The 12342-nt window shown below is 60.0% G+C and carries 9 protein-coding genes; 8 read left to right on the top strand and 1 reads right to left on the bottom strand.

The annotated features are described in order from the left end of the window. The first annotated feature begins 42 nt into the window (after window positions 1-42). From ycaR to ET34_RS0105605, 3 genes are all read left to right on the top strand, one after another. Window positions 43-225, top strand: a complete 183-nt coding sequence (gene ycaR, locus ET34_RS0105615; RefSeq protein ID WP_031520192.1) for a protein YcaR — start codon at window positions 43-45, stop codon at window positions 223-225. Next, window positions 222-968 carry a 3-deoxy-manno-octulosonate cytidylyltransferase gene (kdsB, locus tag ET34_RS0105610; RefSeq protein WP_031520191.1) on the top strand — a complete coding sequence of 249 codons (747 nt, stop codon included), beginning with the start codon at window positions 222-224 and terminating at the stop codon, window positions 966-968. The genes ycaR and kdsB overlap by 4 nt, the downstream gene beginning before the upstream one ends. A gap of 149 nt (window positions 969-1117) precedes the next feature. After that, window positions 1118-2011: a YcbJ family phosphotransferase gene (locus ET34_RS0105605; RefSeq protein ID WP_031520190.1), complete on the top strand. Its 894-nt coding sequence runs from the start codon at window positions 1118-1120 to the stop codon at window positions 2009-2011. Here ET34_RS0105605 and elyC read toward each other — a convergent pair. Beyond that, window positions 1988-2767 carry an envelope biogenesis factor ElyC gene (gene elyC / locus ET34_RS0105600; protein ID WP_031520189.1) on the bottom strand — a complete coding sequence of 260 codons (780 nt, stop codon included), beginning with the start codon at window positions 2765-2767 and terminating at the stop codon, window positions 1988-1990. The two genes, ET34_RS0105605 and elyC, sit on opposite strands and share 24 nt — an antisense overlap. 135 nt (window positions 2768-2902) lie before the next feature. On the opposite strand from elyC, the gene cmoM reads away from it, so the two are divergent. The 5 genes from cmoM (at window position 2903) to ldtD (ending at window position 12201) form a co-directional block, all read left to right on the top strand. Continuing rightward, window positions 2903-3682, top strand: coding sequence for a tRNA uridine 5-oxyacetic acid(34) methyltransferase CmoM (gene cmoM / locus ET34_RS0105595; protein ID WP_031520188.1), 780 nt, complete (start codon window positions 2903-2905; stop codon window positions 3680-3682). Window positions 3683-3685: 3 nt separating this feature from the next. Beyond that, window positions 3686-5008, top strand: a complete 1323-nt coding sequence (gene mukF, locus ET34_RS0105590; protein ID WP_031520187.1) for a chromosome partition protein MukF — start codon at window positions 3686-3688, stop codon at window positions 5006-5008. Beyond that, window positions 4989-5699: a chromosome partition protein MukE gene (mukE, locus tag ET34_RS0105585; RefSeq protein ID WP_072001971.1), complete on the top strand. Its 711-nt coding sequence runs from the start codon at window positions 4989-4991 to the stop codon at window positions 5697-5699. The genes mukF and mukE overlap by 20 nt, the downstream gene beginning before the upstream one ends. Next, window positions 5692-10155, top strand: a complete 4464-nt coding sequence (mukB, locus tag ET34_RS0105580) for a chromosome partition protein MukB (protein ID WP_031520184.1) — start codon at window positions 5692-5694, stop codon at window positions 10153-10155. The genes mukE and mukB overlap by 8 nt, the downstream gene beginning before the upstream one ends. Before the next feature lie 201 nt (window positions 10156-10356). Next, window positions 10357-12201, top strand: a complete 1845-nt coding sequence (ldtD, locus tag ET34_RS0105575; RefSeq protein WP_031520182.1) for a L,D-transpeptidase — start codon at window positions 10357-10359, stop codon at window positions 12199-12201. Window positions 12202-12342: the final 141 nt, after the last annotated feature.

Genomic DNA, 12342 nt, shown 5'->3' with positions numbered 1-12342 from the left:
TATTCTCCCCGCACTGACTTATCGGGTTTATCCGGAGGATTTATGGATCATCGCCTTCTCGAAATCATTGCCTGCCCCGTGTGCAACGGCAAACTCTATTTCAATCAGGAAAATCAGGAACTCATTTGCAAGCCCGACGCCCTGGCGTTCCCGCTGCGTGACGGCATTCCGGTACTGCTGGAAAATGAGGCCCGTTCGTTAAATCTGGAAGAGAGCAAGCCATGAGTTTTGTGGTCATTATTCCCGCCCGCTATGCTTCAACCCGTTTGCCGGGGAAACCGCTGGTGGATATCAACGGCAAACCGATGGTCGTGCACGTGCTGGAGCGCGCCCGCGAGTCCGGGGCTGAGCGTATTATCGTCGCGACTGACCACCCGGACGTGGCGCGCGCCGTCGAAGCCGCCGGGGGCGAAGTGTGCATGACCCGCGCCGATCACCAGTCCGGTACCGAGCGTCTGGCGGAAGTGATTGAGGCCTGCGGCTTCAGCGATGACACGGTAATCGTCAACGTGCAGGGCGACGAGCCGATGATCCCGCCAGTGATTGTGCGTCAGGTGGCAGAAAATCTCGCTGCCAGCGAAGCCGGTATGGCGACGCTGGCCGTGCCGGTGCACTCTGCTGAAGAGGCGTTCAACCCTAACGCGGTAAAAGTGGTGACCGACGCGAACGGCTACGCGCTCTACTTCTCACGCGCCACCATTCCGTGGGATCGCGACCGCTTTGCGCAGTCGCGCGAAACCATCGGCGACAGCTTCCTGCGTCATATCGGCATCTACGGCTACCGCGCCGGATTTATCCGCCGCTACGTCACCTGGCAGCCGAGCCAGCTGGAGCAGATCGAAATGCTCGAACAGCTGCGCGTGCTGTGGTACGGCGAGAAAATTCACGTCGCCGTTGCGAAAGCGGTACCGGGTACTGGCGTAGACACCGCGGAAGATCTGGAGCGCGTGCGTCTCGAAATGCGTTAATCCCGCCTGGCACCCCGCTCACGGGGTGCCACGTACTGCTTTTCTGGTCCTTTCCTCCCTTTCTGGCTGCTTATTGATCTCCACCGGGTGACATCCCTGCCACAGGCGCTCATTATTAAAAGCATTGTGCTTTGTAAGGGTAACGGCAAATGGATCGACTTCGCGCAGAACTTAGCCATCTGCTGGGTGAAAAACTCAGTCGTCTCGAATGCATCAATGAAAAAGCGGATACCGCGCTCTGGGCGTTGTATGACAGCCAGGGGCATGCCATGCCGCTGCTGGCGCGCAGCTTTAGCTCGCCGGGCGTGGCGAAGCAGGTAGCCTGGAAAATCTCGCTGCTGGCCCGATCGGGCAACGTGCGTATGCCGGTGGTGTACGGCGTGCTGACGCATGAGGATCATCCGGGGCAGGACGTGCTGCTGATTGAGCGCCTGCGCGGCGTGCCGGTTGAAGCCCCGGCCCGTACCCCGGAACGCTGGGAGCAGCTTAAAGAGCAGATCGTCGAAGCGCTGCTGGCATGGCATCGGGTGGACAGTCACGGCTGCGTGGGGGTAGTGGACAGCACCCAGGAGAACATCTGGCCGTCGTGGTATCGCCAGCGGGTGGAAGTGCTGTGGAGCACGCTGAATCAGTACCACAACACCAGCCTGACGATGCAGGATAAACGGCTGCTGTTTCGCAGCCGGGAGTGCCTGAGCCAGCTGTTTGCCGGCTTCAACGATAACAGCGTGCTGGTGCACGGCAACTTTACCCTGCGCAACATGCTGAAAGACGCGCGCAGCGACCAACTGCTGGCGGTAGTCAATCCCGGCGTTATGCTCTGGGCGCCGCGCGAGTACGATCTGTTTCGTCTGCTGGATGATGGCCTGTCAGAGAGTCTGTTCTGGTCCTATCTCCAGCGCGCGCCGGTAGCAGAATCCTTTATGTGGCGGCGCTGGCTCTATGTGCTGTGGGATGAGATTGCGCAGCTGCTGCAGACCGGGCGCATGAACCGCCAGGCCTTTGACACCGCCTCAAAATCACTTCTCCCCTGGCTCACCTGATACTCCTTTCAGCAACTGCCAGATGCGTCCCAGCGTTTCATAGGCAACGCGATCGCTGTGCATCAGCCAGGTGGGTGACGGAATAATGCGTTCCCAGAAGTTAAGCGGTGAGGCGATCGCCAGCTGATTTGCCGGGGCCGGGATCGGGTTTAGCCCCTGCTGACGGAAGAAGATCATGGCCCGCGGCAGGTGTGACGCAGAGGTAATGAGAATGAAAGGTTCCTTACCAATCGCCGCTGCCACCGCAGCCGCTTCCTCCTCGGTGTCTTTCGGCGTATCCAGCGTCATGATGCTGCTGCGCGGCACGCCAAGACTTTCGGCCACGCGCGCCCCCGCTTCGGCGGTGCTTACCGGGTTAGTGCGGGCCGGCGCGCCAGTGAAAATCATCTTCGCACCGGGATTAGCCAGCCACAGGCGTACGCCCTCGGTGACCCGCGGCAGGCTGTTACCGATCAGGTTAGAGCTGGGCGCCCAGTCCGGATTCCAGGTGTAGCCCCCGCCCAGTACCACGATGTGCTTCACCGGCTGGCTGGTGTGCAGCGTCGGGTAGCGATTTTCGATCGGTTTCAGTAGTCCGTCGGCCACCGGTTGCAGGCTAAGCAGCAGTAATATCACCCAGCTCGCGGTCATCAACCCCTTGCCGGTTTTCTGAAAACGGCTGAACCAGAGCAACGCAATGGCCAGGCCCATCATTAACAGCAGAAAGGGTAACGGTAGCAACAGGCCTCCTGTCACTTTCTTCAGCGTGAAAAGCATCTTATCCGGTTCCTTTTTTAACCATACGGCGGGTAAACAGTGCTGATATTACACCAGACGGGTTCATTCTCCGTCTGGCTGTGACAAAATAGCGCTTTTGCCATTCTCCCCCCATTACGTTGTGGAGTTGTACCCATGCGGGATCGCAATTTTGATGACATCGCGGAAAAATTTTCGCGCAACATTTACGGTACAACGAAAGGGCAGCTGCGGCAGGCCATCCTGTGGCAGGATCTGGATGCGCTGCTGGCGACGCTGCCCGCCGGTCCGCTGCGGGTGCTGGACGCCGGCGGCGGGGAGGGGCAAACTGCCTGTCGCATGGCAGAGCGCGGGCATCACGTTACCCTGTGTGACCTGTCCGGTGAAATGATCCTCAGGGCGCAGCAGTTTGCTGCCGATAAAGGTGTGAGCGGCAACATGCATTTTATACAATGCGCCGCCCAGGACATCGGTCAGCATTTGGAATGCCCGGTTGATCTGATATTGTTTCACGCTGTGCTGGAATGGGTCGCCGACCCGGAAGCGATGCTCAACATTTTGTGGCAAAACCTTAAGCCCGGCGGCGCGTTGTCGCTGATGTTTTACAACGCTAACGGGCTGCTGTTGCACAACATGGTGGCCGGGAATTTCCCCTACGTTGAGCAGGGAATGCCCAAGCGCAAAAAGCGTACGCTGTCGCCGGACTACCCGCGTCAGCCGCATGACGTTTACCGCTGGCTGGAGCACACCGGCTTTCAGATCGCTGGCAAAACCGGCGTGCGCGTGTTTCATGATTATCTGCGCGAGAAAAATAAGCAGCGAGAGTGCTATGACGAGCTGCTGGAGCTGGAGACCCGCTACTGCCGGCAGCAACCCTGGATCGAACTCGGGCGTTATATCCACGTCACCGCGTTGAAGCCGCAGAGCCAAGGATAAGATATGAGTGATTTTTCCCAGACAGTCCCCGAACTGGTTGCCTGGGCCAGAAAAAATGATTTTTCCATCTCGCTGCCGGTCGACAGACTGGCTTTTCTGCTTGCTATCGCCACCCTGAACGGCGAGCGCATGGACGGCGAGATGAGCGAAGGCGTGCTGATTGACGCGTTCCGACACGTCAGTGAGGCTTTTGAGCAGACCAGCGAGACGATTGGCGTGCGTGCCAACAATGCCATCAATGACATGGTGCGCCAGCGTCTGCTCAACCGCTTTACCAGCGAACAGGCTGAAGGCAACGCTATTTACCGTCTGACGCCGCTTGGGATCGGCATCACCGACTACTACATTCGCCAGCGCGAATTTTCCACCCTGCGCCTGTCGATGCAGCTTTCCATTGTGGCAAGCGAGCTGAAACGCGCCGCTGATGCGGCCGTCGAAGGCGGGGATGAGTTCCACTGGCACCGCAATGTGTTTGCGCCGCTGAAGTACTCCGTGGCAGAGATTTTCGACAGCATCGATCTCACCCAGCGCGTGATGGACGAGCAGCAGCAGCAGGTCAAAGATGATATTGCGCAGCTGCTTAACAAGGACTGGCGCGCGGCGATCTCCAGCTGTGAACTGCTGCTCTCGGAAACCTCCGGCACGCTGCGCGAGCTGCAGGACACCCTGGATGCTGCCGGCGATAAGCTGCAGACCAACCTGTTGCAGATTCAGGACGCGACGTTAGGACGTCACGATCTCGATCTGGTCGATCGTCTGGTGTTCGATCTGCAGAGTAAACTCGACCGCATTGTCAGCTGGGGCCAGCAGGCCATCGACCTGTGGATCGGTTACGACCGCCACGTGCACAAATTTATCCGTACCGCTATCGATATGGATAAAAACCGCGTCTTCGCCCAGCGCCTGCGCCAGTCGGTACAGACTTACTTCGACGCACCCTGGACGCTCACCTACGCCAGCGCCGAGCGCCTGCTCGATATGCGCGACGAAGAGATGACGCTGCGCGATGACGAAGTTACCGGCGAACTCCCGCCGGACCTGGAATATGAAGAATTTAACGAGATCCGCGAACAGCTGGCGGCGATGATCGAAGCGCAGCTGGCGATCTTCAAAACCGAGAAACGGCCGCTGGATCTCAGCGTGGTGATGCGTGACTATCTGGCGCAGCATCCGCGGGCGCGTCACTTCGACCTCGCGCGTATTGTCATCGACCAGGCCGTGCGCCTCGGGGTGGCAGAAGCAGATTTCTCTGGCCTGCCGGCAAAATGGCAGACCATTAATGATTACGGAGCCAAGGTACAGGCGCATGTCATTGACAAATATTGAACAAGCGATGCCGGTAAAACTGGCACAGGCGCTGGCGAATCCGTTATTTCCGGCGCTCGACAGCCAGCTGCGCGCCGGACGCCATATCGGCCTCGACGAGCTGGACAACCACGCCTTTTTGATGGATTTCCAGGAGTACCTGGAAGAGTTTTATGCCCGGTACAACGTGGAGCTGATCCGCGCGCCGGAAGGGTTCTTCTACCTGCGTCCGCGCTCCACCACGCTTATCCCGCGCTCGGTGCTTTCTGAGCTCGACATGATGGTCGGCAAAATCCTGTGCTACCTCTATCTCAGCCCGGAGCGTCTGGCCAACGAAGGTATTTTCACCCAGCAGGAGCTGTACGACGAACTGCTCACCCTGGCCGACGAGAACAAGCTGCTGAAGCTGGTCAATAACCGCTCCACCGGCTCGGATCTCGATCGCCAGAAGCTGCAGGAAAAAGTGCGCTCATCGCTGACGCGCCTGCGCCGTCTGGGCATGATCTGGTTTATGGGGCATGACAGCAGCAAATTCCGCATCACCGAGTCGGTGTTCCGCTTCGGTGCTGACGTGCGCGCCGGGGATGACGCCCGGGAAGCGCAGCTGCGCATGATCCGCGATGGCGAAGCGATGCCGGTAGAAAACCATCTGCAGCTCAATGATGAGAGCGATGAACAACAGGCGGAAAACGCGGAGGAAGACAATGATTGAACGCGGTAAATTCCGTTCCCTGACGCTGGTTAACTGGAACGGCTTCTTCGCTCGTACCTTCGATCTCGATGCGCTGGTCACCACGCTTTCCGGCGGTAACGGGGCGGGGAAATCCACGACCATGGCGGCGTTCGTGACGGCCCTGATCCCGGATCTGACGCTGCTGCACTTCCGTAACACCACGGAAGCGGGCGCTACCAGCGGGTCGCGTGATAAAGGGCTGCACGGTAAGCTGAAAGCGGGCGTCTGTTATTCGGTGCTGGACGTCGTCAACTCCCGCCATCAGCGCGTGGTGGTCGGCGTGCGTCTGCAGCAGGTCGCCGGGCGCGATCGTAAAGTCGACATCAAACCCTTCGCCATTCAGGGACTGCCAACGGCGATCCAGCCGACTGAGCTGCTGACCGAAACGCTGAACGAGCGCCAGGCGCGCGTGCTGTCGCTGCAGGAGTTGAAAGACAAGCTCGACGCGATGGAAGGGGTGCAGTTCAAACAGTTCAACTCCATCACCGACTACCACTCGCTGATGTTCGATCTCGGCGTGGTGGCGCGTCGCCTGCGTACCGCTTCGGACCGTAGCAAGTACTATCGCCTGATTGAGGCCTCGTTGTACGGCGGGATCTCCAGCGCCATCACCCGCTCGCTGCGCGACTACCTGCTGCCGGAAAACAGCGGCGTGCGTAAAGCGTTCCAGGATATGGAAGCGGCGCTGCGCGAAAACCGCATGACGCTGGAAGCGATCCGCGTCACCCAGTCCGACCGCGATCTTTTCAAGCATCTTATTTCCGAAGCCACCAACTACGTGGCGGCGGACTACATGCGCCATGCCAACGAGCGGCGCATTCATCTTGATAAAGCGCTGGAGTATCGGCGCGAGCTGTTTACCAGCCGCCAGCAGTTGGCTGCCGAGCAGTACAAGCATGTCGATATGGCGCGTGAGCTGAGCGAGCACGCCGGAGCGGAAGGGGATCTGGAGACCGACTATCAGGCCGCCAGCGATCACCTCAACCTGGTGCAGACCGCCATCCGCCAGCAGGAAAAAATTGAGCGCTACGAAGCGGATCTTGATGAGCTGCAGATCCGCCTCGAAGAGCAAAATGAAGTGGTGGCCGAAGCCGCTGAACTTCAGCATGAAAACGAAGCGCGCGCCGAAGCCGCCGAACTGGAAGTGGACGAGCTGAAAAACCAGCTGGCCGACTACCAGCAGGCGCTCGACGTGCAGCAGACGCGCGCCATTCAGTATCAGCAGGCGATTCAGGCGCTGACGCGCGCCCGCGAGCTGTGCCATCTCCCGGATCTGACGGCGGACAGCGCAGAAGAATGGCTCGACACCTTCCAGGCGAAAGAGCAGGAGGCCACCGAACGCCTGCTGTCGCTTGAGCAGAAGATGAGCGTGGCCCAGACCGCGCACAGCCAGTTTGAACAGGCGTATCAGCTGGTCGCCGCCATTAACGGACCGGTGAGCCGCAGCGAGGCCTGGGACGTGGCGCGGGATCTGCTGCGCGATGCCAGCAACCAGCGTCACCAGGCGGAGCAGGTGGCGTCGCTGCGCGGACGTCTTAACGAGCTGGAACAGCGCCTGCGCGAGCAGCAGGAAGCCGAGCGCATGCTGGCTGAGTTTTGCAAGCGACAGGGCAAAAACGTCGATCCCGATGAGCTGGAAGCATTGCACCAGGAGTACGAAGAGCGCATCGCCGCGCTCTCTGACAGCGTCTCTCAGGCCGGTGAACAGCGCGTGGCGCTGCGCCAGGAGCTGGAGCAGCTGCAGGCCAGCATCAAAACGCTGACCCAGCGCGCCCCGGTCTGGCTGGCCGCGCAGAGCAGCCTGACCCAGCTGAGCGAGCAGAGCGGCGAAACCTTCGAATCCTCCCAGGAGGTGACCGAGTATCTGCAGCAGCTGCTGGAGCGCGAGCGCGAAGCCATCGTTGAGCGTGATGAAGTCGGTGCCAGCAAGCGTGCGGTAGATGAGGAAATCGAACGCCTGAGCCAGCCGGGCGGCGCAGAAGATCAGCGCCTGAACGCGCTGGCGGAACGTTTCGGCGGCGTGCTGCTGTCGGAAATCTACGACGACGTCAGCTTTGAAGATGCGCCGTACTTCTCCGCACTTTACGGCCCGTCTCGTCACGCCATCGTCGTGCCGGACCTGTCCCGGGTGCGCGATCTGCTCGACGGCCTCGATGAGTGCCCGGAAGATCTCTATCTCATTGAAGGGGACCCGCAGTCCTTTGATGACAGCGTTTTCGCCGCCGATGAGCTGGAAAAAGCGGTGGTGGTGAAGGTTGCCGACCGTCAGTGGCGCTACTCGCGCTTCCCGGCGGTGCCGCTGTTTGGCCGCGCGGCGCGGGAGAGCCGTATTGAGATCCTGCACAGCGAACGCGAAGCGCTCTCTGAACGCTACGCCACGCTGTCGTTTGACGTGCAAAAAACCCAGCGCCTTCATCAGGCGTTCAGCCGCTTCATCGGCAGCCATCTGGCGGTAGCCTTTGATGCCGACCCGGAGATGGAGATCCGCACGCTGAACACCCGCCGCGGCGAAGTTGAGCGCGCCATCAGCAATCATGAAAACGACAATCAGCAGCAGCGCACCCAGTACGATCAGGCAAAAGAAGCGGTCGGACAACTCAACCGCCTGTTGCCGCGTCTTAGCCTGTTGACTGACGAGACGCTGGCTGACCGGGTTGAAGAGATTCAGGAACGTCTCGATGAGGCGCAGGAAGCCGCGCGCTTCATCCAGCAATACGGCAATCAGCTGGCGAAGCTGGAGCCGGTGGTGTCGGTGCTGCAGAGCGACCCGGAGCAGTATGAACAGCTGAAAGAGGATTACGAGCAGGCGCGGGCGACCCAGCGCGAGGCACGCCAGCAGTCCTTCGCCCTGAGTGAAGTGGTACAGCGTCGGGCGCACTTCAGCTACACCGATTCGGCGGAAATGCTGAGCGGTAACAGCGATCTCAACGAAAAACTGCGTCAGCGTCTGGAGCAGGCCGAGGCCGAGCGCGCCCGCGCCCGTGAAGCGCTGCGTACCCACAGCAGCCAGCTTGGACAGTACAACCAGGTGCTGGCGTCGCTGAAAAGTTCGTTCGACACCAAAAAAGAGCTGCTCAACGATCTGCATAAAGAGCTGCAGGATATCGGCGTGCGCGCCGACAGCGGGGCAGAAGAGCGCGCCCGTCTGCGCCGCGACGAGCTGCACACGCGGCTTTCCGGCAACCGCAGCCGTCGTAACCAGCTTGAGAAACAGCTGACCTATTGCGAAGCGGAGATGGATAACCTGACCCGCAAGCTTAAGCGTCTGGAGCGGGACTATCACGAAACCCGCGAGCATGTTGTCACCGCGAAAGCGGGCTGGTGCGCGGTGATGCGCATGGTGAAAGATAACGGCGTCGAACGTCGCCTGCACCGTCGCGAGCTGGCGTATCTCTCCGGGGATGAGCTGCGCTCGATGTCGGATAAGGCGCTCGGCGCGCTGCGCCTGGCGGTGGCGGATAATGAGCATCTGCGCGATGTGCTGCGCATGTCCGAAGATCCGAAACGGCCGGAGCGTAAAATTCAGTTCTTCGTCGCGGTCTATCAACATCTGCGCGAGCGTATCCGTCAGGACATCATCCGCACCGATGATCCGGTGGAAGCCATCGAACAGATGGAAATCGAACTGGGCCGCCTGACCGAAGAGCTGACTTCCCGCGAGCAGAAGCTGGCGATCAGCTCCCGCAGCGTGGCGAACATCATCCGCAAAACCATTCAGCGCGAGCAGAACCGTATTCGTATGCTCAACCAGGGGCTGCAGAGCGTCTCCTTCGGCCAGGTAAACAGCGTGCGGCTGAACGTCAACGTGCGTGAAAGCCACGCCACGCTGCTGGATGTGCTCTCCGAGCAACACGAGCAGCATCAGGATCTGTTCAACAGCAACCGCCTGACCTTCTCGGAAGCGCTGGCGAAGCTTTACCAGCGCCTGAACCCGCAGGTGGACATGGGGCAGCGCACGCCGCAGACCATCGGCGAGGAGCTGTTGGATTACCGCAACTATCTTGAGATGGAAGTGGAAGTTAACCGTGGCTCCGACGGCTGGCTGCGTGCAGAGAGCGGGGCGCTCTCTACCGGGGAAGCGATCGGGACCGGGATGTCGATTCTGGTGATGGTGGTGCAGAGCTGGGAAGACGAATCCCGTCGTCTGCGCGGCAAGGACATTTCGCCGTGCCGCCTGCTGTTCCTCGATGAAGCTGCGCGTCTGGATGCCCGCTCTATCGCCACGCTGTTCGAGCTGTGCGAGCGTCTGGATATGCAGCTGATCATCGCCGCGCCGGAAAACATCAGCCCTGAGAAAGGCACTACCTACAAACTGGTGCGTAAGGTGTTCCAGAACACCGAGCATGTGCACGTGGTGGGGCTGCGCGGTTTCGCTACGCCACAAGCGCAGCCGCAACCTCAGGCGCTGCCGGACGAGACGGAAGAGATCTCCTGACCATCAGCATCAGTCACAAGCGCGGCCTGGCCGCGCTTTTTTTTGCCTGTTTTTCAGGTTTCACCGCCGCGCGCCGATAACCCTGCTGCGGGTTTAACTTTCTTTACATAAGGTAAGGAAAATGATGTGCAGAATTTATATACTGAAATCATGTTCGCACGTAGCGGACGCCGTTGAAAAATAAAGAACAGGGGGCAAGGGATGTTGCTAAAGAATTTACGTGGTCGCCAACTGCTGGCACTGAGCGTGTGTCTGGGGTTAGGCGTTGCTCCGCTGTTTTCCGTCCAGGCTGACGAGCCTGAGGCTGTGCCGATGGACAGCTCTGCGCAGAGCGTGGAGCAGCCTGGCGTACTGGTTCAGCCGCTGGCCCCCTCTGCGGCAATGGTGGCGCTCTCCGGCAGTGCGTCGGACGCTGACGCTGCGCAACATCGCGCCAGCCTGACGGCGCTTTTGCCCTCCGGTTATACCCCGGTGTACATGAATGCGCTGGTGGCGCTCTACGGTGAACGCGACCTGAAGCCGATGTGGGAAAACCGCGACGCGGTGCAGGCGTTCCAGCAGCAGCTGGCCGAAGTGGCGATTGCTGGCTTCCAGCCGCAGTTTACCCGCTGGGTGGAGCTGCTCACCGATCCCGCCGTCAGCGGCATGTCCCGCGATCTGGTGCTCTCAGATGCCATGCTGGGCTATCTGCACTACGTTTCCGGGCTGGCAACCAACGGCACCCGCTGGCTCTACAGCAGCAAACCCTACAAGCTGACCACACCGCCGCTGTCGGTGATTAACCAGTGGCAGGTCGCCCTGGATAACGGCAGCCTCAGCGCATTCGTTACCGCGCTGGCTCCGTCCCATCCGCAGTACAGCGCGATGCATGCCTCGCTGCTGACGCTGGTGGCGGACACCCGCCCGTGGCCGACGCTGAACGACAGCGCGAAGCTGCGCCCCGGTCAGGCGAGCAATGATATCGGCGCACTGCGCGAAATACTGCAGCGCACCGGCATGATGGACAGCTCCCCGGACATCGTCCTGCCGGGCGACAGCGCACCGCAGCATAATAATGAGGTGGTGAGCCCGTCAGCGGCGATTGTCACCCAGAGCGATACGCCACGCACCGCGCCGGCAAAAGCGCGCTCTGGCGCGCGTGGGGTATACGATCGCGAGCTGGTCGCGGCAGTGAAGCGTTTCCAGAAATGGCAGGGGCTGTCGGCGGACGGCGTCATCGGTGCCTCGACGCGCCAGTGGCTGAACGTCACCCCGGCCCAGCGCGCCTCGCTGCTGGCGCTCAATATTCAGCGTCTGCGCCTGCTGCCGGGCAAAGTGAACACCGGCATTATGGTGAACATCCCGGAATATTCGCTGGTCTACTACCTCAACGGTAACCAGGCGCTGGCCTCGCGGGTCATCGTCGGGCGTCCGGATCGTAAAACGCCGCTGATGAGCAGTGCGCTGAATAATGTGGTGGTAAACCCGCCGTGGAATGTGCCGCCGACCCTGGCGCGCAAGGATATTCTGCCGAAGGTGTGGAATGACCCCGGCTATCTGGAGCGGCATAACTACACCGTGCTGCGGGGCTGGAGCAGCAATGAAACCATCGACCCGTGGATGGTGGACTGGGCGACCATTACGCCATCTAACCTGCCGTTCCGCTTCCAGCAGGCACCGGGCGCGCACAACTCACTGGGGCGCTACAAGTTCAACATGCCCAGCTCCGATGCGATCTATCTGCACGACACGCCAAACCACACGCTGTTCCAGAAGGATGAGCGCGCGCTGAGTTCGGGCTGCGTGAGGGTGAATAAAGCCTCTGAACTGGCGAATATGCTGTTGCAGGATGCTGGCTGGAATGACACGCGCATTTCTGATGCCCTGAAGCAGGGCAATACGCGCTACGTCAATATTCCACAAAATATTCCGGTAAACCTGTATTACCTGACGGCGTTTATTGGCGAGGACGGTCGCCCGCAATATCGTACAGATATTTACAATTACGATCTCACGGCGCGATCGGGTGCACAGATCCTCGAAAAAGCGGAAAAACTCATCAGGTAAATGCAGCATTTCTAATGTATTAATGGTCAACACCATGACGATAAACGCGCCCGGCGACCGTTCCGGGCTCGTTTATATCAGGGGAACGGTGCCTTGACTCGCCAGGTTATGGCAGTTAATGTGCCTTTCGTGCGCCAGAAG

The organism is Siccibacter colletis (assembly GCF_000696575.1).
Taxonomy (GTDB): Bacteria; Pseudomonadota; Gammaproteobacteria; order Enterobacterales; family Enterobacteriaceae; genus Siccibacter; species Siccibacter colletis.
The sequence above is the reverse complement of the archived record's forward strand: the minus strand, read 5'-3'. Positions and strand labels throughout refer to the sequence as shown.